This is a genomic window from Streptococcus sp. 2018110 (assembly GCF_019754115.1).
Classification (GTDB): domain Bacteria; phylum Bacillota; class Bacilli; order Lactobacillales; family Streptococcaceae; genus Streptococcus; species Streptococcus hashimotonensis.
Genome location: NZ_JAIJZO010000001.1, coordinates 132,125 through 153,751, shown reverse-complemented (window position 1 = coordinate 153,751; position 21,627 = coordinate 132,125). Strand labels below are relative to the sequence as shown.

Sequence of the window (21,627 nt, the reverse complement as noted above, 5' to 3'; positions counted from 1 at the left end):
CAATGGTAATACCAACGGAATACTAGAAGAGGTGAGAAAATGGCAGCTATTACATTGAAAGTTTCTGAGCAGGACAAGCTTTTTATGCAGGCTATGGCAAAGTTTGAAGGCGTGAGTTTGTCAGAACTCATTCGGACTAAAACCCTTGAAGCCCTTGAAGATGAGTATGATGCGCGTGTGGCAGACATTGCTCTGGCAGAATACGAGGCTGACTTGGCGAATGGACTTGAACCGATTAGCTGGGAGGAAATGTTGGAAGAGTTGGGGTTGACGGATGAAGACCTGTTATAAACTCGTACCAACCAGTCGTTTTATCAAACAGTTGAAAAAGCTGGATAAATTTACTCAAAAGCAGATTACCAACTACCTGTCCAGTCATGTGACTGACAAACCCAGACAATACGGAAAAGCCTTAACTTCCAATCGTTCTGGCCAATGGCGCTATCGTATCGGAAATTACAGGGTGATCGTCAGTATTGAAGATGATAAATTGATTTTGACAAGTCTAAAAATGAGAAACGGAAGTATATAGAAAGCCAAGACCTGTGTCCTGGCTTTTGCAGAATGAAAATGATGAAAAAAGAAAAGATTTATATTGTTGAAGATGATGAGATGATTGTCCAACTCTTAAAGCAACATTTGGGCAAATCTTATCAGGTAGAAAGTGTGCAGAATTTCCGAGCTGTCAGTCAGGAAGTGGCAGAAATCAAACCAGACTTGGTGCTGATGGACATTAGCCTACCCTATTACAACGGTTTTTACTGGACGACAGAGATCCGTAAAACCATGACCATGCCCATTATCTTTATCTCCTCTAGCGATGACGAGATGAATGCGGTCATGGCTATGAACATGGGAGGCGATGATTTTGTTTCTAAGCCTTTTTCACTGGGAATTTTAGATGCCAAAATCGGTGCCTTCCTGCGTCGAGTCAATCAATTCAGCAAAACAACTGACTTGTCGATCGACCAGTTCCAGCTTAGTTTGGATGGGCGTTTTTCAAGCGAATCGGAACAGGTTCAGCTTTCACCTACTGAAACCAAAATTTTGTCCGCCTTACTAGAACGACAAGGGCAGATTGTCAGTAAGGAAGAACTCTTGGAAAAACTCTGGGAGAATGAAGAATTTATCGACCAGAATACCCTCAATGTGAACATGACTAGACTGCGTAAGAAGGTGAGTGAAGTTGGTTTTGACCGTATTCATACTGTTCGTGGCGTGGGGTACCTGGTCAAATGATAGCAAAATTTATCCGAGAATACCGTAGTTTTTATTTTGCTTATCTGGTCTTGGCTGGCAGTTTTATCTTGCTCTTTTATCTTTACAAACTGCCCTCCGAATTCCTGCAAAACGCTCTGCTATTGTCCCTAACCCTCTTGATCCTACTGACTGCAGGGCTTTTCTGGAAGTTTCGCAACCGCCTGAGAGCCTTGGAAGACTATGTCCATGAAGAAGCTCTGCCCCTGCTTAATAAGCCTGTGGACCTTGCCTATCTCAACTTGATTGAAGCGGAGAAGGAGGCGACGCGGGAGCAGCTCTTGGACTATAAGTCACGAGAAGAGGACCTGCAAGCCATGGTCAAAATGTGGTCCCATCAGATGAAAGTGCCTTTGGCTGCCCTGTCTTTGATGAGCCAGACTGATAATCTCAACCAGCAGGATGTCAATCACCAGCTCTTACGCTTGGACAATTATATGGCGAATCTCCTCAACTACCTCAAACTGACTAACCATGCCAGCGATTTTCGCTTTGAGCAGGTGGAAGTAAGAGAAGTAGTGGTCGATTTGGTCAAAAAATACCGCAATCAGTTCTTGCAAAAAGACATTTCAGTGACCATCGATGGAAATTGGTTACTGAAAACCGACAGAAAGTGGCTCAGCTTTGCCCTATCACAGATCATCGACAACGCCCTCAAGTACAATAAGACTGGTGGTAAGGTAGCCGTTGAACTGAATAAGGGAATTTCCATTTCCGATACGGGAATTGGAATTCTGGCAGAAGACATTCCACGCCTGTTTGACGAAGGTTTTACAGGTTTTAATGGCCGTGAACACCAAAAAGCGACAGGTTTTGGCTTGTATCTGACCAAGCGGGTCTTGAATCAGTTGGAACTAGCTATTTCCGTGGAAAGTCAATTGGAAGCTGGGACAACTGTAAGCATCACTAAAGTACAGTAAAAGCTGTGCTTTTTTTGCTTTGAAACCGCTTCAAAAATATGATATACTAAATTTAGTTTGAATTAGGAGGTTACTATGTCCCATCATCACATCTTGCAAAATGGATCAGATATTCGCGGCATTGCTATCGCTACAGACGAATATGCTGTCAATCTCACTCCACAAGCCACCAAGGAAGTGGCTCGCGGACTTATTCATTGGCTAACTCAGAAGCCAGAACTGGCTCAAGCCTATCAAGAAGGGCAGCTAACCATCGGTATCGGTCGAGATAGTCGTCTCAGCGGTCCAGATTTGGTTTCAGCCTTTACAGAAGAAGCCGTTCGTCTGGGGGTTCAGCTGATTGACTTTGGCATGGCCACCACGCCAGCTCTCTTCATGAGCACCCAGTTCCCGCAGTTCAAGTGCCACGCTGGTGTCATGATCACTGCCAGCCATCTGCCCTATTACTTCAACGGCATTAAAATTTTTTCGGAAAATGGCGGAGCGGAGCACGAAGATATTGACTTCATCCTCTCGCATAGTGAAGACTTGCCAGCTTTTTCCCTTGGAAGTGTCACCAGTGCTGACCTGATTACGCCTTATGCCCAAGACTTGGTTGGTAAAATTCGTACCGCCTGTGGTGGACAAGAAAAACCATTGATAGGTCTTAATATCATTGTCGATGCTGGAAACGGTGCAGGCGGATTTTTTGCTGAGAAAGTTTTGGCAGAATTGGGAGCAGATACCACAGGCTCACAATTCCTAGACCCAGACGGAACCTTCCCAAGCCATGTTCCAAACCCTGATAACAAGGAAGCTATGGAAAGTATTCGTCAGGCCGTCTTGAAGCAAGGTGCAGACCTAGGCATTATCTTTGATACCGACGTTGACCGTGCCGCCCTGGTTACCAAGTCAGGAGAAATTCTCAATCGTAACAACCTGATTGCCGTTCTCAGCCAGATTGTCCTAGCTGAACATCCAGGAACCAGCATTGTGACCAATTCCCCAACAACTGAACACCTTAAGGTCTTTATAGAAAGCCTGGGCGGCAAACAAATTCGCTATATTTCAGGCTATCGCAACGTGATTAACCGTGCTATTTTAGCAAACCAAGAGGGAGTTGATTGCCAGTTGGCTATCGAAACCTCTGGACACGCTGCCTTTAAGGAAAATTACTTCCTTGATGACGGAACCTATGTAGCGGCTAAGATTCTCATGCTCTTACCAAAACTGCAAGCGGAAGGCAAATCCTTGGACGACTTGATTGCCCAGCTCAAACAACCTCTGGAAACCCAAGAAGTGCGGTTCAAACTAGAAGCAGAAGATTATCGCGTACTGGGTGAACAGGTCATCGCTGACCTCCGCCAAACCAGCATCGAAGGCTTTGCTTTTAACCCAGAAAACGAAGAAGGAGTGCGGTTTGACCTGACCGGGCCTTATGGTGATGGCTGGCTCTTGCTCCGAATGAGCCTCCACGAGCCACTCTTGGTCTTGCAGGTGGAGAATGACCAGATAGGCTATATTCCTGCCGTTTTACGCACCCTCTCAGCCTTTTTGGACCAGTACCCAGCAGTTAATCAGGACAAATTGAAAGAATTGATTTAGATTTAGTAGAAAAGGAGTGGGAGTGGGGAAGAACTCGACAAATAAAAAGGAGTTCGTTTCCCCACCCCCGCACAGCTCCAACAGTCAGAGTAGTGACTGTTGGAGGTTGGAAATAAGGCGAACTCTGTTCGCTTCAGTCGTATAGGTCGGATTTGGAGTGTGAAACACGAAGTGCTGAGATTTGCGAAGCAAATCCTATCTCCCACCTTTAACAGTCTCCCAGACTGTTAAAGCCAATCAACCACTGCGCTGAGATGTTGACACAAACCCTGAGTAGTGAGTGGAGCTGGACTTGATTCCAGCTCTTTTAACATTTTATTTACGTAATTAAATTTACGCAACATCACAACTGATCAAGAGCATTTTTCTGCTCATCGTTGACGATATGAGTGTAGAGGTCGGTGACCTGGGTATTGGCGTGGCCCAGCTGATGACTGACCAGAACTTGCGACTTGGTGGCATCGTAGAGCCGTGTTGCCAGCGTGTGACGGAGTTTGTGGGGTGTCACACGTATCTTGAAGTCCGCAGAGTACTTAGCCACCATTTTTTCAATAGAAGAAGCGTCGATACGATTGGGCAGACCACGGTATTCAGACAAGAAGAAGGCTGTATCCGTTTTTTCAGCCTTGTAGCGTTGCTGACGGATGCTCATATAGGCTTCCAGATAGGGCTTAGCAAAACCAGCCACATTGACCGAGTCCCGCTTACCACCCTTACGGGTTACTTCGATCATCATCATATTGAGGTTTACATCTCGAAGGTCCAAATTCACCGCTTCTGACAGACGGACGCCAGAAGCCAAGAGAAGTGCCAGAATCGCCAAATCCCGCTCCTTATTTTTCTGGAAGGAGGAGAGGGCACGTTTGGATAACTTTACCTGGTATTCTTTATCGACATAGTCCAAGAACTCCATCGTTTCATCGCCCAAAAAGAGCTTTTGCTTGATATTCTCCGCCCGCGCTGCCAAGGTTTCCTTCTTCTTCTTGGTGGACACCTTCTTCATGACATTGCGGTAGAAGTAGGGCTCGCCCTGCTCATTTTCCACTTCTTCGGTTAAATACTTGAAGAGACTAGAAAGTGCCGAGAGGGTACGATTAATGGTGGTCTGCGACACACCATTCTGCGTGGTATTGGCGTTCAGCAAGGGACGTTCCCGCAGATAAAGAATAAAAGCCTCCATATCTTTCTTGGTCAGATGTTCCAGAACATCCAGTGGAATGTCAGCAATTCGTTCAACAGCGACCAAATCTGAATCCTGTAACCACCCAAAAAAACGACGGTATTCTTTCAAGTATTCGTACAAGGTTGTAAAACTGTAAGGCACAGACAACTTGGACTGATAATATTCCAAAACATACCAAGGCATAATTTCCTTCAGCTGATCAATTTTTTCCAATAATAACTCGCGTCTCATCATTTTCTCCTGATTTTAGCTATATGAGTAGTATAGCATAATCTTATATAAGTTTCAAGAAAATTATAGTTTTTCGGAAAGAAGTATGTAGGGATATTTTAATAATAACTGGAAAAAATTTTTAGGAAAAATCAGCAAAAAACGTGCTTTATGTTTCTATCTCGGTATTATCATGGGGTTAGACTATGTTAAGTCGATTGTTCATAAATTTTTAGTTTTTTCTTTTCACGTTTTATTTGTATAATTCTACCGTATACATCCATAGTATATCGATGCTCTGGATTCGTTTGACATACCTACCAAGTTTTTTTAGTATTTTAATGATTTTATATAGTTATAGATTATTTAAATAAGCCCATTCTGTTCGCAATTCATCATAGATATTTTAGTTGATTATACACTATACTCCTCAATCTCTTTGTTCTCAGTTGTCAACAGCCCAGTTTGAATATCTTGGGAACGATTTCGAAGAATGAAACTCTCAGCGTTAAGAGTTTTATTGGTTATGATTGCGATGACTTGAAAATTCTCATCCTTATAATATAATTGTGCAATGTTATTTGTGCTTTTTATAAATGTTTTTATTTCTCGTTTTTCGGATAAGATTCTCCAAATAATGAATTACAATACAAAAAAACATTAGTAACGGAAGTGTGTCATTACTAATGTTTTTTGTATTGTAGTAAAGGCTATTCTGCATACCAGCCTATTCCTTCATAATTCCATCCAATACTATCCAAATAGTCAGCTTCCCCTTTTGAAGTCGTATAATGATGACTTCCTGCTCCGAGTGCATTAGGGTTATAGAGGCGATAAACTGGAATTGTACCGCCAGACTGCCAGCCAATATTTTCTGAACGCCACCCAAGCGTTACTAGAATATCATGTTCCCCTTTTGAAGTCGTATAATGATGATCTCCGTTATTTGGATTATAAAGACGATATACCGGCTCACCAACTACAGGGGCATACCATCCAATTCCTTCAAAATGCCATCCAACTGCTGATAGATAATTCTTCTCTCCGAGAGCAGCGGTATAAAAATGTTCGCCAGAATTAGGATTATAAAGACGATACATAGCATTCGTAGTGTTAGATACTGTTACTGTAACGGGTTCCATATAAATCTCTTGAATTCTCCAATTGGTACTTAGTCCTAATTGTTTCAATTCATTACTAAATTTAGGATTCTTGCTAGGATCAGAAACGCCAAATTTTATTATAGCTTTTCCTGACTTAAGCGCTATCCATTCGCCATTCTCATTAAAACTCAATACACTCGGATCGGAACTCTCTAATGTAAAAGAGTACTGTGTTTTTGCTAAATAATGCTCCATTGGACGTTTTACCTGTCCAACTTGACCTACAGTCAACTCTAGAGGTAATCCTACATATTCATATCCCGTAAAAGTTGCGACAAATTCTAATGCACTATCAGATTGATTTACCGCATAAACACTACTAACCGTCTCTTCAGCACTAATAGAAACCGAACGGATCGCCAATAAACATAAAGATGCTGTTACCAAACCTAAAAAAATTTTTTTCATAATACTTCCTCCAACCTATTTAGTTTTAAATGCAACACCTTCATACCCCCAACCAACAGCAATAAGGTGATTTCTTTCTAAATAATTGACTGTATAAAAGTGTTCACCTGTATTTGGGTTATAGAGTCGAAAAACTTCTAGGTTATCACCTGAGTAGAAAGCAATGTTCTCGTATTTCCACCCTGTCGCCACAAGAGAATCTTTTTCAGCGGTGTTTGTCGTGTAAAAATGATGACCATTATTTGGATTATAGAGACGGTGAACAGGAACATTATTCCCTGCTTCCCAAGCAATTCCTTCATCTTGCCATCCCAAACTTACTAAATGATTTTTCTCACCAAGACTACTTGTATAATGATGCCATCCAGAATTAGGGTTGTATACCCGGTAGACCGCGCCTGAAGTTGAATTGACTGATTCTATAAGTTGTTGAACATCTGGTGTAATAAGTCTTGCTATATTATGCTGTTCAGTCTGGTTCCCTGCATAATGTATTGCAATAATTTGATTAGCTTCGTTTAGAATTGGACTACCACTCTGTCCACCAGATGTGTCTAAATTATAAGTGATAGTTGAACCAGATGAACTTATAATTTTTCCTTCAGATAAATACATTCCCATTCTATCACCTGGATAACCAATGGTCTTAATATACTGTCCAACATTAGCTTGCTGAACTGCTAATCCTAGATATCCTGTCTGATTACCAAGCGATGATTGAAGTTTAATAACACCAATATCTTGTGTACTATCTCCAGTTAAATAGCCACTCAATACTTCCGTCTCCTGTGCAACAGAATATCCAAGTGGTGCTGTAAAAGTTTCTCCATTCCAGGTTGCTGATGGAACAACCTTTACATTTTGATAATACTCCTTATTTCTTGAGTTATAAACACAATGAGCTGCTGTCAAGACAATATCTTCACTAATCATTACACCAGATCCACTACCTACTATTCTCTGACCATGTTCATTAAGACCCTCAAATGTAATTCTTACCATCTTCTTATTTAAAGTACTAGTTGTATCAGATAAATACTGTCTGTCGTCCGTTCCGATGATAACTTCAGATGATGGTAAATTTGTAAATGCTTCATCTGCCCTGACAAATAAAACGCTTGTCACCAACAATGTTGCACTAATCAAAGCAATAAATAGTTTATTCTTTTTCATACATTTCCTTCAATAACGTTCAAAAATAATAAGCTCAACCAACCTATTACAGTATTTTTAAACTCTACCATCTTTAATTAAAGCAATCGTTTTCAAGTTTAGTTTATCAATTAAAAAGGTCGTTGTCAAGCAAGCTATAAAAATCATGGGACGAACACACAAAGAAAATGATTGTAACTAGTTTATTGTATAAAAATCCATAAAAACTCTCCCTTTCCAATAAGACTACATTTTCTGAAATTACAAAATAAAAAATATTTTTCATAATAATATCATAGCTACTTTAAATGTATTATCATGTTGGTATTCAATTTTGTAGAGCCTCAAAAATAAAAAATATTGACTAATAAGAATTCTAAAACTATCCCATAAAATCCATAAAATAGAATGTACTGAAAAACGTACTTTTGAAAACTCATTATTCACTTGATTTGATTACTAGAAATGCATATTTGAATCGTGATTTATTGAAGTAATTATATGGGGCTGAACCATAAACCCATGTATTGAAAAGAATAAAATAAAGTCTATTTTTACAAAAATAGTTTACATAAAATAAAATATGTAAACTATTTTCTTCTATAAAATCAATAAAAAGTACAATACTAGGACACTAATGATACTAAATAGCGAACCAATTAAATAGTATTCAGCAAAGGCTTGGCTTTTGGATATTTTATCATAGCGTGCGATGGACTTTGCTGTAAATACCAGTCCGATAGCTGTGTATTGCCCCAGAAGCAGAAAAATTCCCATTATGAGGCGCTCCAACTGACCAATCAAGGCTCCTGCACCTGTCACAGTCTGCTCTTCTTCTCCTTCCACTATCTGATATTTGCTAAAGTAGAGTTTGAAAAGAATATTGACGGGCTTGCTGATCAGAAGGATAAAAAGGATTTGCAGGAGGAGATAATTTGGTTCAATCCAGAGTGAGTGTGAAGAGACATTAACACCGATAGTGTGATAAAGAATGATGACAGAGATGATATGTAGCAATTGATCTGCTAAGAATGCTCCAGCTTCCCAGGAGTCCTTTATCCAATGGTGTTTGTTGAGAAAATATTTGACATAGTCAATCGCAAGGTGGCTCAGCCAAACTTGAAAAAATAAATCTCCGTTTTGAATGGGGGTAAGTAAGGCTAGAATAAGAAGCGGGATAGCAACAATGAAAAGGTGCATGAAAAGAGCTTTAAAATGAAGCTTTTTAGCATCTGCCAGTGCTTGACTTTGGAAGGTGAAATCACTTAAAAAGTGGGCAATAAGCAAGGCGGTTAAAACTGGATGTTGAATAAGATAGCTAGAAATAACTGAAAATGACATGCTTTATCCTTCTTTCTGACTGAGCTGGAGAATCAAATTCATGGCAGTTTGGCGATTACGCAGGTAGAGTTTGATTCCACTGGATTTCAAACGTTTGGTAAAGGCGCTTTGACTGAGTTTCATTTTCTCAGCAATTGGCTTTTGTGTGAAATCTTCTTGATAGATTTTTTGGGAGATTAAGGTTTCAAACAGATCCGTTTGCGAACGATTCCAAGCAGCTTTGATGAAATCGCTAGAAGTTAGCAAGGGGTTGATCACACGATCGATTTGCTTGTATTCAGATGAAAATGCAATTTTGCTGGTGCCATAGTCATGGTTGTCATGAATGAAGTCAATAGCCTTGCGTGCTTCCCAATAAGCTGGACCATCTGCTCCAATACTTAGCTTGGGATCGATAGCTGTTAGAATCTCACCCAAACCAATTCCAAATCGAATCTCCACCTCATCACGAAAGGCTAATTGGATTTGGTCAATCATCAAAAAAATATAAGGGTTGGGCTTGCATAAGGCTTGAAATTCATCTCCCTTTGTAATGGTAAAAGGTGATGCGAAGTCCTGAGCGAAGGAATGATTGATTCTATTCAGCTGTTGTTTTAGCCGCTCTTGAATACTAGAGCGGTTGGAAGTCTGTTTTGAATTGACAATATCTCCTATTATTGCGATATAAATCATAACTTGTCCTCTGTTTTTTATTATATTTCCATTATAACGGACAATATAAAAATTGTCCATCAAAAAGGATATTTTTAATTATTTCCGTTAAAATGGAAAGCGATAAAGTTCAAAAATCATTTTTTCTGCTTTGCTACTTCTATTTTATATTGCTGTATCTTACTTCTTCGAATAAAAAGTAAAAAAGAAGAGATTATTTTCTCTTCTTTTTGGCTTTCTTGATTTTATTGGCTTGGCGTTTCATGGCTTGTTTCATAGCAAATTCACCGATTTTACCTTTCAAACCGCCTCCAAACATTTGGGACATATCTGGCATGCCAGCTCCTCCCATTAGTTGGCTCATATCAGGCATTCCTGCACCGCCCATCATATCTTCAAGAGCAGACATATCCATGCCGTTCATGTTTGGCATGTTTTTAGGTAGATTATTTGGGTTGATTCCCATTTGTTTCATCATTTTGTTCATGTCGCCTGACATGACACCCTGCATCATGGTTTTCGCTTGGTTGAAATCCTTGATAAATTTATTGACTTCGACAAAGCTATTTCCAGAACCGTTAGCAATACGACGACGACGGCTCGGTGTCAACAATTCAGGATTTTCACGTTCGGCTGGTGTCATAGAAGATACGATAGCTCGTTTTCGTGCAATTTCACGCTCGTCAACTTTTAAGTTGGCAAGGGCTGGGTTACCAGCCATACCTGGAATCATCTTCAGCAGGTCTTCCATTGGTCCCATATTCTGAACTTGGTCCAATTGATCGATGAAATCGTTGAAATCAAAGGTATTCTCACGCATTTTTTCAGCGAGTTCTAATGATTTCTTCTCATCATATTCTTTGCTGGCTTTTTCAATCAAGGTCAGCATGTCACCCATGCCCAGAATACGCGAGGACATACGGTCTGGGTGGAAGGTTTCGATGTCGGTGATTTTTTCACCAGTACCGGTGAATTTGATTGGCTGTCCCGTAATGTGACGGACAGACAAGGCTGCACCACCACGTGTATCACCGTCAATCTTGGTCAAAATCACACCAGTAATAGCCAGTTGATCATTGAACTCACGCGCAACGTTGGCAGCTTCCTGACCAATCATGGCATCGACGACCAAGAGGATTTCATTTGGCTGAGCAAACTCTTTGATTTCTCTCAATTCGGCCATAAGGGCTTGGTCAATCTGCAAACGACCGGCCGTATCAATCAAGACATAGTCATTGTGATTGGCTTTAGCTTGCTCCAAACCTTGACGAACGATTTCAAGTGCTGGAACCTGGTTTCCCAATTCAAAAACAGGTACATCAATTTGTTGACCAAGGGTCTTCAACTGGTCAATGGCAGCTGGACGATAAATATCAGCAGCAATCAAGAGTGGACGGGCATTCTCTTCCTGCTTGAGTTTGTTGGCCAACTTACCAGTGAAGGTCGTTTTACCAGCACCCTGCAAACCAGCCATCATAATGATAGTTGGAATTTTTGGTGATTTGATAATTTCTGAAGTTTCAGAACCCAATACAGCCGTCAATTCTTCATCAACGATTTTGATGATTTGTTGAGCAGGGTTCAGAGTATCAATGACTTCATGACCGATAGCACGTTCACGTACTTTCTTGATAAAGTCTTTGACAACTGGCAAGGCAACGTCGGCTTCTAGTAAGGCTAGACGGATTTCCTTGGTTGCTTCCTGAATATCACTCTCAGAAATTTTTCCCTTACGACGCAGATTTTTAAACACATTCTGCAAACGTTCTGTTAAGCTTTCAAAAGCCATATACTTCTCCTCTTATTCTCTATTATCAATACTGGTTAGAATAGCGATTTTTTCCTTCAAATAAGCATCTTCTGGATACTTATTCAGTATTTCATCGAAAATCTGGCTACGCACCACATAGTCAGAATACATATGTAGCTTCATCTCGTAGTCTTCCAGTAATTTTTCTGTTCGTTTAATGTTATCATAGACCGCCTGACGGCTGACTTGAAATTCTTCAGCAATCTCAGCCAAACTGTAATCATCGGCATAATAGAGCTCAATGTAGTTCATTTGCTTGTCTGTTAGCAAGGCTGCGTAGAATTCAAATAAGGCATTCATTCGGTTGGTTTTTTCAATTTCCATAAACTTTATTATATCAAAAATTCCATATTTTATAAATAAGAAAATCCGTCATCACTAGAAAGATTACGGATTTTAAAATGCTTTACATAATTATTTTTATGCTAACTATTTTCTAAATAGAATTCGAAACGTTCTCCAACGTACTGACTATTTACAAATTCAAATGCTTGACCATCTTCGAGATAAGATACCTGTTTTAATGCGAGAATAGCCTGGTTTTTAGAAATTTGTAAATATTGAGCCACTTTTTCATTGGCTAAACGAGCAAAAATGGTTTGTTTGCTCGTTCCAATTCGATAACCATTGTCTATAAGTGTTTTAAAGAAATGGTTGGTAACATCTTCTTTGGGGACATTTTTTATCAAGCGTTCAGGAATGCTGGCAACCTCATACACGACGGGAACATTATCTGCATAGCGGACCCGTTCCATTCGAATAACATACTCACCCCGGGATAAACCTAATTGTTCAACTTCTTTTTCATTAGGTTTGGTTCGTGTATAGGATAATAATTTGCTGCTTGGCGTCTTTCCTTGGAGTTGTACTAATTCAGTAAAGGAAGTCGTGCCTCGCATCTTTTCTTGAACCCGTGTACTGGCGACATAAGTACCGGAACCAATCTTGCGTTGTAGCACCCCTTCCTCCACTAAAAGTGTGATTCCTTGACGGAGTGTCATACGAGAAACACCAAATTCATCTGCTAAATCGCGTTCACTTGGTAAACGTTGACCAATTTTCCAGATTCCGTTATCGATTTGTTCCTTAATTTTATCGTGAATTGTGATATATGCTGCTTTCATTTATCTAGCCTTTCTCTTCTTTCTAGTTTACCAAAAATAAAGGCGTTTGGCTAATTCAGGCTACACTCCATTGGTAAAATTCTCCTAGGCAAACAATGAAGTCAGATTGCCTAAAATAAAGTTAGTAAAAACAATAAAAATACGAACACTAACATTTTTATTATCATTCATAGTTTGCAAAACAGATATTTAACAAATAAAATTTGGAAAATGTTCGCTTTTATGTTAAAATAACTACTAGTATTTGAATTTTTTTCAAAACGAAAGGGAAAAACATGACAAAACAAGATGTCCAAAAAATTATTGTATTGGATTATGGTAGCCAGTACAACCAACTTATTTCACGTCGAATTCGTGAATTTGGTGTCTTTTCAGAATTGAAAAACCATAAAATTACAGCTGAGGAAGTCCGTGCCATCAATCCAATTGGTATCGTTCTTTCAGGTGGACCAAATTCTGTGTACGCAGAAAATGCCTTTGATATTGATCCAGAAATCTTCGAATTAGGTATTCCAATTCTGGGAATCTGCTACGGTATGCAGTTAATTACCCATAAATTGGGAGGTAAGGTTGTTCCTGCTGGTGAGGCTGGAAATCGTGAATATGGTCAATCAAATCTTCAACTGAAGACTGAATCAGCGCTTTTTGCTGGAACACCAGAAGAACAGCTTGTACTCATGAGCCACGGGGATGCTGTAACTGAAATTCCTGCTGATTTCCACTTGGTTGGTCTGTCTGCTGACTGTCCTTTTGCTGCTATTGAAAATACTGAACGCCGTATCTACGGTATCCAATTCCATCCAGAAGTCCGTCATTCGGTTTATGGAAATGATATTTTGAAAAACTTCGCATTTGGTATCTGTGGTGCTAAGGGCGACTGGACAATGGAAAACTTCATCGAAACAGAAATTGAAAAAATCCGCCAAACAGTCGGTGACAAGAAAGTCTTGCTCGGTTTGTCAGGCGGTGTGGATTCGTCTGTTGTTGGTGTCCTTCTTCAACGTGCTATCGGTGACCAGTTGACCTGTATCTTCGTTGACCACGGACTTCTGCGTAAGAATGAAGGCGATCAGGTTATGGAAATGTTGGGTGGTAAGTTCGGTCTCAATATTATTCGCGTTGATGCTGCTAAGCGTTTCCTAGACCTGCTTGCTGGCGTATCTGACCCTGAGAAGAAACGTAAAATCATCGGTAATGAATTTGTTTACGTATTCGACGATGAAGCGAGTAAGTTGACTGATGTTGAATTCCTAGCGCAAGGAACACTTTATACCGATATTATCGAGTCAGGAACGGATACTGCAGAGACAATTAAATCTCACCACAACGTTGGTGGTCTGCCAGAAGATATGCAGTTCAAGTTGATTGAACCGCTCAATACTCTCTTTAAGGATGAAGTTCGCGCCCTCGGTACTGCTCTTGGTATGCCGGATGAAGTTGTGTGGCGCCAACCATTCCCAGGACCAGGCCTTGCCATTCGTGTCATGGGTGAAATCACTGAGGAAAAACTTAAAACCGTCCGCGAATCTGACGCTATCTTGCGGGAGGAAATCGCCAAAGCGGGCCTTGACCGCGATGTGTGGCAATATTTCACGGTTAATACTGGCGTTCGCTCTGTAGGTGTCATGGGAGATGGTCGTACCTACGACTACACCATCGCCATCCGTGCTATCACTTCTGTTGATGGAATGACAGCTGACTTTGCCAAACTACCATGGGATGTTCTTCAAAAAATCTCTGTCCGCATCGTAAACGAAGTAGACCACGTCAACCGCATCGTCTATGATATAACAAGTAAACCACCAGCAACGGTTGAGTGGGAGTGATAGAACCTGGGGATAGGTTCTATCAGCCGGTCCATCAAGACTAATTTAGCCGATGCCTAAAAACACAAAAGCATCGTTGCCTGGGGATAGGCTCTATCAGCCGGTCCATCAAGACTGTTTTACCCGACGCCTGAAAACAAGAAAGCGTCGCTGATCTGGGAAATCAATTTACACGACACTCCAAAATAGGAAAGAGTCTTATAAAAAAACAATCAAAGAGTAGTTTAGTGCTACTACTTTGATTGTTTTTTTGTTTTCTAGCTTAAAACTCTAACTAGTACCGTTTTGGAGGGGATAGAAAATGCGATGTAATGATGTCATCCAGTTGTTCAGCAATACTTGCAAACTGCAGGTTTAAGTCCAAATTTTTGACACTAATCTGGTTTCCATGCATTTGGTAGACCTGATTAGGTTGAATATCTATATCGGTTTTAGCGTATAGAAGCATTCCTGCTACTGTATCGTTTGAATCTGACAGGCGATAAGCCTGATTTTTCACATAGGTAAAAATTTGGTATAGATTATGTGAATGGAGTGTGCGCTTATCAAAGTGAATCTGTGTGTTACTAGAATAATATTTAGCATCAATAATCAATATAGTATCGTTATATTTGAGGTAAATATCACTCTGCATGATGGGGAGCATTTCTCCAAAACCATCATCTAGTGCCCAAGGTATCTGAGAGGCGGTAACCTGTATTTGGGGATAATGCTTTTTATAATATCCAAGAATGAACTTCTCATATAGCAAGGATTCCCTCCGCTCATCAAGAAAATTCATCAATTTCTTATTCCCCTCCCTCTCTGTATGAATTAATCCATTCACTACCAAATAGCAGATTGACATTAGTAATTGATACGATTGATTGTTTCGATTATATTGTAAATTCCAATTGATTGAGTGTAGATTAACTTTTGAGACTTCTCCAAAGAAAACTAAGAGTTTTCTCAATTTCTTTTTCCTGTCTCTGCTTACATCAGCTTTTAGCAGTATCTCAATGCTTGCTTTGATAATGCGATTCATTGTACTGTCAAGAGAAAAATCATCGTATTGGCAAACAAGTTGCTTTCTACGCCAATTCGGAGGTGTTAAAGATTCAGCGATATGTATTTTACCTTTAAGTGCCGAGAGTGACTCGGTTTGAGAACGATACTCTCGACCAAGTCCTCTTTTCACCTGTATCGAGAGGCTAATGATCATTATTTCCGCCAGTAGATCTGCAGCATTTTTAAATTCTTCCGTAGCGATCCGTTTATATTCCTGCTTATGAAGGATTTTGAATGCGTAGGATAGCATATAGTAGATATTTTGGACAGGTATCACTGGATGGTACTCCTTAACTTACTACTCCAATCATGAATTTTTGTCGGTTCATCAAACCAATATTCTTTCAAGAGGGGAATCAGTTCATATTCAACAATGGCTTCTAGCAAACCTTGGTCCAGTACTTTTGCCGATAAACTGCAGAAGTAACTATGCCCAATACAGAAGCTATCTCCCAGTACTTCCTCTGTTGAAATGGCCTGATTTAGCTTTTCTACACAGGAAATGAGTCTATCGAATTTTTCGTTTTTCAGATTTGTTTGATAATCTTTGAATCCCGCAGTTGAAAAACCTGGCTTAATGTCAAAGAAGGCAAAGCGACGTCTCAGTGCATAATCAAGTAGGGCTAAACTCCTATCTGCGGTATTCATCATGCCGATGATATATAGATTTTCTGGAATTGAGAATTGCTCATCCGAGTAGAGGAGCTGTAAAGACTTGCCTCGTTTGTCATTTTCTATCAGCATAAACAGTTCACCAAAAATTTTGCTCAAATTTCCCCTGTTTATTTCATCAATAATAAAGAAATATTCATGCCCCTTGTCAGATTCTGCTTTTTTGCAGAAAGTATAGAATGCCCCCCTTCTCAGCTCAAAGCCACTTGTCGAAGGTCTAAAGCCCATGATGAAGTCCTCGTAGGAATAGCTTTGGTGAAACTGAATTGTCATGACTCTTTCTAAATCTGGTTTACCCATTAATGAAAATGCTAGGCGTTCTGCAACAAACGTCTTTCCAACTCCTGGTGCTCCTTGTAAGATGATATTCTTTTTCATTTGGAGTATGGAGGTTAATTTATCATACTCTTCTTCTGTCATATAGACTTCTGATAGGAAGTGATTTTTCGTATAGGTATCTTCTACTACCTCTTCTCTACCTATATCGTTTCCAGTATCAGCTTCATCAGCCAGTGGAGAAATCACTCTTGCACTTCTTTCCTTCTCTTCTTGATTGATCTGTTTAGAGTATTTCCAAGCCATGGCTGATAATTCTTTAAAATCTTTCAGTTTGCTCTCTGCACTGTTTAAATAATGATGCATAGAGTCCGATATATAAAAATAATCATCGGCAGAAATTTTTGACTTCATCTTTGGTAGTTTTTTGATGACATCAGTAGGAATCTCCCCAGATTCGTACACATACCACTTATTTCTGCTATCTAAGTTCAAGAAAAAGTCGGGAGCAATCCAATACAAGGCCATCGTAATCTTGCTGTTGCCATTTCCTTTCTTGTTTATAGCCAAATCAAAATAGTGTGAAAATTTTTCTTTCTTCTCAGCCGTAGGCTCCTTGCTATAGGTCAAAGCAGCAATGAAAAGTTCCCATAAGTCATCAATATCTTTCTCATCACGATCTCCGATAAAGTAATAGAAAGTCGCATTCTGATTCATCAGTACTGGTATGCTTTCAAAAGAGGATGGGATTTCCGCTTGGAGGTGGAATAATTCTGCTATAGCTGTCAGAATTTTGATGCGATTCTTCTCTTTTATTTGCTTATTGAAGAGTCCAAATATCGTAAAAGGATCAATATCTATCAGTTGATTGTCCTTTTCTAACGTGGGCATATGTATCTTTGTTTTGGTATAGATAGCTTTTACTTTCTCAACCAGCTCTGCTCTATTATCTTTATAGTCTACCAATTTCCAAGCAAATTCCTTATAAAAGTTTACCCAATTGAATTGATTTTGTTCATCCATAGTATCCTCCAACGGTGTTGTATCCACACCTATTAAATTATGAGTTCGAATTTACCTATATTTTATCATTAAACATTCCTGTCGTAAACTTAGAATTTATATACTTGTGTAACCGTTTAATGCGGTACCTCAAAATAGTTGCTTTTGATATTTTTATATAATAATATGTGACTGAAAACGTTTTAGAAAGGTGTGATGGCTGTGCTGAAATACTCGAAAGTGCTGTTACTTATCTTGCTTATTGCCACTGGTCTATCTTATATCGGAATTTACTGGCTCGGAAAAGAGCAAAATCGACTATTAAATGAGCAGTTTCATTCCTTGAACATACGTATTATTAATGATCTAGGAACAAAAATTGATGCCATTGGTGGTCCGCAAAATCCGCGTATCATTGGATTCTATCAACGAGATGCCACTACTGCTATCAGCCAGCGGATTGGTACAGCTTCTGAGGAGGAATTGAAAATAGCTAAACCTGACAATCTATTCCAGAAAGAGTGGATTGTTCTCTATCCTCAAACGCGCAGCAGTCCCTTTGAAAATACTTCTGCCTATGCAGTAATGAAAACCAGTATTAAGGCTGACTGGCTCCATGTGACCACTTCGTCAGAGACGGAATTAGATATTTTTTATGAGAAGGCAGATGAAAGCTTGCTGACCTTGGAAGACTTGGTGCAAGACAAGGAGAGTTTTCGTACTACACTAAAAACAATCCTAGTTTCAGCTAAAAATGAGGCTGAGATTCAAGTTCAAAAAGATATTTTAGAAATGTTTGAGAGTGATGATTGGTCTGCTATTCCCTTTTCTTACACTGAAAAATCTCTGATATTGGAGAAAGCTATCATTTCAATTTCTGCATTTGTAGATAGTCTAAATCCCTACTATTTTTCAGAACAAACCCTTGCAGATTTGCGTTTATCAGAAGAATCGCGTCAGGCTTTGGAAGATTCGGTAGATAAGACAATTATCACCTATCCTTGAATAAACGGTGGGAGTGGGAAAGTCGTCATGGATGTCTTTCCCAGCTTCTTTATATTTTTTGTTTAACGAATTAAACGTTTTTGTGGATTTGAAAAATATTTTTTGTTATACTTGTGTTATGAAAACATCAACACTTGGAAAGTTACTAGAATTACCAAATTTTCACCACTTCTACACCGTTCCAATTAGAGAAAATGCGGAGTCTTCTGGAAATTATATAATTGTTTTTGAACAGGACAAGCAACCTGTATTTGTTGATTTGAAAAATGAGACTGGTCACACTCGTGAGGTACGCTTTGCCAGTCATTTTGACAGCGCCGGTCTTCTGGTTGGATTAGGAGCCATTCCTATCAATTATTGGCCTACCTGCCAGATTCTTGGTGTGAAGAAAAATAATAATCGACGAGGACTTAGTCTATCTAGTCTGATGGATGGTTATGGACGTCTACCTATTTTTAAGGAAATGGCAGAGCGTTATAGAGCGCGTGGGCATTCAACCATTTATGACCCCTACCGATATTCGTATACTATTGATGAGAAAAAGGTTATTAAGGATAATCAATTAACCCTTATTCCAAAGAAAGAATACGAAAAGATAAAAGATTTTCATCCTTTTTTGCAAACAAAGCATGGAAATGTTTATGCAGTTCCTTGTTTCTATCAAGACAGAAAACGAAATCAGATTACTAAAATCTATATTATGGGCTGGTACTTTTATGAGAAGCAATTAAAAATATCTTGGAAGCCTTCTCATTCTCGTAAAAGCCGCTGGCGTTCTTCGCTTGTTTCAGTTGATAAATTATCGGACCGCTTCTTCTTTCAAGGAGAATTGTATAAAAAAGGAACCTATCCAGTGTTCCTTGAAGACCTCACAATAAAAAATAAGGCCTACCAACATCGCCTGGATAGGGAGTTTGCAGCCTTTTTAAGTATTATTGAAGAGCAAAAACGGAGGGCACAGCTCCGTGTTAAGTAGAAAATGGTTAGGTTGGTAAATTACCGACTATCATTTTTACGATTATCTTTTAGTTTTACAACGACTCGAAACTGGCGATCAGGATGATTTTCTGTATTGGACATCTGAATACGTGCCTCTAGAATATCGCCGTGTCCAAAATAGATTAACCGACTGATTAGTGAGTTTTTATCCGATGGGATATATCCTAACTTTGTGCCCTGATAAAAGATTGCTACAGCTTCTGAGTCATGTGGGTTTGACGGCTCTCCGACTAGCTGAACAGGTGTTCCTGGTTTGAGTTGGTCGATTACATCTAGTCCATCATAGTAGGCAAAGGCTGCTAAATGAAAATCTTGAACATTGCGTGTTGGTTCAAATGATGTGAATGTCATGTCTAACCTCCTAGAGAATCATTATGGTTGATAAACAATTTGATAATCTGCATTGATAATGACACCGTTTTGGTAAATAGTGTAACGGGCATTATCATCGCCTTCCAAAATATTATAAGGAATAGATTCGGTGCGCGTGTAGTTACCTTCAATGACGCGCCAATTGTTTTCGCCTAAAATTGAGTTGGCATAATCAATCGTTTTTGGTCCACTATCCAACTGGACGCCTGTTTCAGTATTTTTTAATGGGTCTATACCGCTAGTGGCTGAATCGGTCAAGCGATAATAAACATCTATTACGTCTGCTGCTGTTTCTTGGCTTATTACAATCATTCTATCGCGCGTAGAGTCAGTAGTGTCTGTCTCAGTTGTATTTGCTTGTGTTCCTTTGGGAATCATTAATAGTGTTACATCGCCAATCGTTGCGTCTACATAGCCTGTTTCAAAAATTCCGTCAGTTATTTTTCCGCGACCAAGTAAGGATTGGCTATCTGCTACTAATCCTTTGCTATTGAAGACTAGTGAATTTCCTTGACTATTTTGCCAGGTGCCTAGTATACTATCGTAATTGCCTTGCATTAGAGCATCTATATCCATAGAACTAAGAGAAATCTCACGTTGGATTGTTGATGAAGTGCTTGTATTGGCATTAGAAACCTGGGTATCAGTAGTTGAGGTACTTGCGGAACTGCCCTTCTTTTCAGTTTGACAGGCAGAAAGTGACATGATAGTGAGCAAGCCAAGAGCGAGTGCTAAATATTTTCTTTTCATTCTAGCTATCTCCCCTCTAATCTCTATGAATAGTAAAGCCAGTTGCCTGCTTGGTTGCCATAATGGTCATATCAGAAATCTGCACGTGTGCAGGTTGATTTGCAACAAATAGCGTACAGTTGGCAATATCATTTGCTTGAAGAGCATCGATTCCTTGATAGACTGTCGCTGCTCTCTCTTTATCTCCATGAAAACGGACTTGGCTAAAATCAGTCTCAACGATGCCGGGTTGTAAGGTAGTTACCTTGATATTTTTATCAATCGTGTCAATACGGATCCCGTCTGAAAGTACCTTGACAGCCGATTTGGTTGCAGCATAGACAGCAGCTCCTGCATAGGCGTAAATACCGGCTGTTGATCCAATATTGATAATATGACCCTCATTATTTTCAACCATTTGTGGCAATAACTGACGTGTTACAGTTAGTAATCCTTTAATATTGGTATCAATCATTGTCATCATGTCAGTCAAATCATAGTCTTGGAATTTGTCCAATCCCAATGCCAGGCCAGCATTGTTTACCAAAATATGAATTTGTCCAACTTCTTCTAAGATTTTTTGACAATTTACAATCGTTTGTTCCATATTCGTAACATCAAATGAATGAACTGATACCTGAACATGGTATTGCTTTTCAATATCTTGCTTAATTTCTTCTAGTTTGTCCAATCTTCGTCCTGTAATGATGATACTATCACCATTAGCAGCAAACACATAAGCGATTGCTTTGCCAATGCCACTACTTGCACCTGTAATCAATACATTTCGTTTCATCACTCTGTCTCCTATTCTCTTTATTATACTACAATTTTACCTAGTTTGTTAAACTGTAGAAGTGAAAAATAAGATCCTCCGTTTTGGAGGACCTTATTTT

The 21,627-nt window shown here is 39.5% G+C and carries 21 protein-coding genes; 8 read left to right on the top strand and 13 right to left on the bottom strand.

Annotated elements, in window-relative coordinates; genetic code table 11:
* Nucleotides 1-39 precede the first annotated feature (39 nt).
* From relB to K5Q34_RS00725, 5 genes are all read left to right on the top strand, one after another.
* Nucleotides 40-291 carry a type II toxin-antitoxin system RelB family antitoxin gene (gene relB, locus K5Q34_RS00745; protein ID WP_172115245.1) on the top strand — a complete coding sequence of 84 codons (252 nt, stop codon included), beginning with the start codon at nucleotides 40-42 and terminating at the stop codon, nucleotides 289-291.
* On the top strand, nucleotides 275-532 hold the full coding sequence (locus K5Q34_RS00740; RefSeq protein ID WP_172115243.1) for a type II toxin-antitoxin system RelE/ParE family toxin: 258 nt from the start codon (nucleotides 275-277) through the stop codon (nucleotides 530-532). The genes relB and K5Q34_RS00740 overlap by 17 nt, the downstream gene beginning before the upstream one ends.
* Before the next feature lie 38 nt (nucleotides 533-570).
* Complete coding sequence (locus K5Q34_RS00735; RefSeq protein ID WP_161943640.1) at nucleotides 571-1,239, top strand: response regulator transcription factor; 669 nt, start codon at nucleotides 571-573, stop codon at nucleotides 1,237-1,239.
* Nucleotides 1,236-2,177, top strand: coding sequence for a sensor histidine kinase (locus K5Q34_RS00730; RefSeq protein WP_172115241.1), 942 nt, complete (start codon nucleotides 1,236-1,238; stop codon nucleotides 2,175-2,177). Before K5Q34_RS00735 ends, K5Q34_RS00730 begins: the two co-directional genes overlap by 4 nt.
* Nucleotides 2,178-2,252: 75 nt before the next feature.
* Nucleotides 2,253-3,761 carry a phosphomannomutase/phosphoglucomutase gene (locus tag K5Q34_RS00725; RefSeq protein WP_221864348.1) on the top strand — a complete coding sequence of 503 codons (1,509 nt, stop codon included), beginning with the start codon at nucleotides 2,253-2,255 and terminating at the stop codon, nucleotides 3,759-3,761.
* Nucleotides 3,762-4,104: 343 nt separating this feature from the next.
* Here the strand turns inward: K5Q34_RS00725 and xerS are convergent, their stop codons facing one another.
* The 8 genes from xerS to K5Q34_RS00685 all read right to left on the bottom strand — a co-directional run bounded on the left by xerS (nucleotide 4,105) and on the right by K5Q34_RS00685 (nucleotide 12,803).
* Nucleotides 4,105-5,175 carry a tyrosine recombinase XerS gene (xerS, locus tag K5Q34_RS00720; protein WP_221864347.1) on the bottom strand — a complete coding sequence of 357 codons (1,071 nt, stop codon included), beginning with the start codon at nucleotides 5,173-5,175 and terminating at the stop codon, nucleotides 4,105-4,107.
* Between the two features lie 689 nt (nucleotides 5,176-5,864).
* Nucleotides 5,865-6,725 (bottom strand): hypothetical protein, encoded by an 861-nt coding sequence (locus tag K5Q34_RS00715; protein ID WP_208546433.1) that lies wholly within the window; start codon nucleotides 6,723-6,725, stop codon nucleotides 5,865-5,867.
* Between the two features lie 15 nt (nucleotides 6,726-6,740).
* Nucleotides 6,741-7,898 (bottom strand): trypsin-like peptidase domain-containing protein, encoded by a 1,158-nt coding sequence (locus K5Q34_RS00710; protein WP_221864346.1) that lies wholly within the window; start codon nucleotides 7,896-7,898, stop codon nucleotides 6,741-6,743.
* Between the two features lie 579 nt (nucleotides 7,899-8,477).
* Nucleotides 8,478-9,218 carry a DUF3307 domain-containing protein gene (locus tag K5Q34_RS00705; RefSeq protein WP_221864345.1) on the bottom strand — a complete coding sequence of 247 codons (741 nt, stop codon included), beginning with the start codon at nucleotides 9,216-9,218 and terminating at the stop codon, nucleotides 8,478-8,480.
* A 3-nt stretch (nucleotides 9,219-9,221) separates the two neighbouring features.
* Nucleotides 9,222-9,890: a SatD family protein gene (locus tag K5Q34_RS00700; RefSeq protein ID WP_172115232.1), complete on the bottom strand. Its 669-nt coding sequence runs from the start codon at nucleotides 9,888-9,890 to the stop codon at nucleotides 9,222-9,224.
* A gap of 193 nt (nucleotides 9,891-10,083) precedes the next feature.
* A complete protein-coding gene (gene ffh, locus K5Q34_RS00695) occupies nucleotides 10,084-11,658 on the bottom strand; it encodes a signal recognition particle protein (protein ID WP_172115230.1) in 1,575 nt (524 codons plus the stop codon).
* Between the two features lie 12 nt (nucleotides 11,659-11,670).
* Nucleotides 11,671-12,003 (bottom strand): putative DNA-binding protein, encoded by a 333-nt coding sequence (locus K5Q34_RS00690; protein WP_002935001.1) that lies wholly within the window; start codon nucleotides 12,001-12,003, stop codon nucleotides 11,671-11,673.
* A 101-nt stretch (nucleotides 12,004-12,104) separates the two neighbouring features.
* On the bottom strand, nucleotides 12,105-12,803 hold the full coding sequence (locus K5Q34_RS00685; RefSeq protein ID WP_172115228.1) for a GntR family transcriptional regulator: 699 nt from the start codon (nucleotides 12,801-12,803) through the stop codon (nucleotides 12,105-12,107).
* Between the two features lie 275 nt (nucleotides 12,804-13,078).
* Between K5Q34_RS00685 and guaA the strand changes: the two genes are divergently transcribed.
* Complete coding sequence (gene guaA, locus K5Q34_RS00680) at nucleotides 13,079-14,629, top strand: glutamine-hydrolyzing GMP synthase (protein ID WP_105105855.1); 1,551 nt, start codon at nucleotides 13,079-13,081, stop codon at nucleotides 14,627-14,629.
* Between the two features lie 274 nt (nucleotides 14,630-14,903).
* On the opposite strand, the gene mcrC is transcribed toward guaA, so the two are convergent.
* Both mcrC and K5Q34_RS00670 read right to left on the bottom strand, forming a co-directional pair.
* Entirely contained in the window at nucleotides 14,904-15,953 is a 1,050-nt protein-coding gene (gene mcrC / locus K5Q34_RS00675) for a 5-methylcytosine-specific restriction endonuclease system specificity protein McrC (RefSeq protein WP_172115226.1), read from the bottom strand.
* Nucleotides 15,950-17,647 (bottom strand): AAA family ATPase, encoded by a 1,698-nt coding sequence (locus K5Q34_RS00670; protein WP_172115224.1) that lies wholly within the window; start codon nucleotides 17,645-17,647, stop codon nucleotides 15,950-15,952. Before K5Q34_RS00670 ends, mcrC begins: the two co-directional genes overlap by 4 nt.
* Nucleotides 17,648-17,842: 195 nt before the next feature.
* On the opposite strand from K5Q34_RS00670, the gene K5Q34_RS00665 reads away from it, so the two are divergent.
* A complete protein-coding gene (locus tag K5Q34_RS00665; RefSeq protein ID WP_172115222.1) occupies nucleotides 17,843-18,631 on the top strand; it encodes a hypothetical protein in 789 nt (262 codons plus the stop codon).
* A 118-nt stretch (nucleotides 18,632-18,749) separates the two neighbouring features.
* Entirely contained in the window at nucleotides 18,750-19,607 is an 858-nt protein-coding gene (locus K5Q34_RS00660; protein WP_172115220.1) for a hypothetical protein, read from the top strand.
* 20 nt (nucleotides 19,608-19,627) lie between these two features.
* On the opposite strand, the gene K5Q34_RS00655 is transcribed toward K5Q34_RS00660, so the two are convergent.
* Genes K5Q34_RS00655 through K5Q34_RS00645 form a run of 3 tightly spaced genes read right to left on the bottom strand, consistent with a single transcriptional unit; the run spans nucleotide 19,628 to nucleotide 21,527 of the window.
* A complete protein-coding gene (locus K5Q34_RS00655) occupies nucleotides 19,628-19,981 on the bottom strand; it encodes an HIRAN domain-containing protein (protein ID WP_002943204.1) in 354 nt (117 codons plus the stop codon).
* 21 nt (nucleotides 19,982-20,002) lie between these two features.
* On the bottom strand, nucleotides 20,003-20,752 hold the full coding sequence (locus tag K5Q34_RS00650) for a DUF6287 domain-containing protein (protein ID WP_202845803.1): 750 nt from the start codon (nucleotides 20,750-20,752) through the stop codon (nucleotides 20,003-20,005).
* 16 nt (nucleotides 20,753-20,768) lie between these two features.
* Nucleotides 20,769-21,527 (bottom strand): SDR family NAD(P)-dependent oxidoreductase, encoded by a 759-nt coding sequence (locus tag K5Q34_RS00645; RefSeq protein ID WP_202845802.1) that lies wholly within the window; start codon nucleotides 21,525-21,527, stop codon nucleotides 20,769-20,771.
* Between the last annotated feature and the right edge of the window lie 100 nt (nucleotides 21,528-21,627).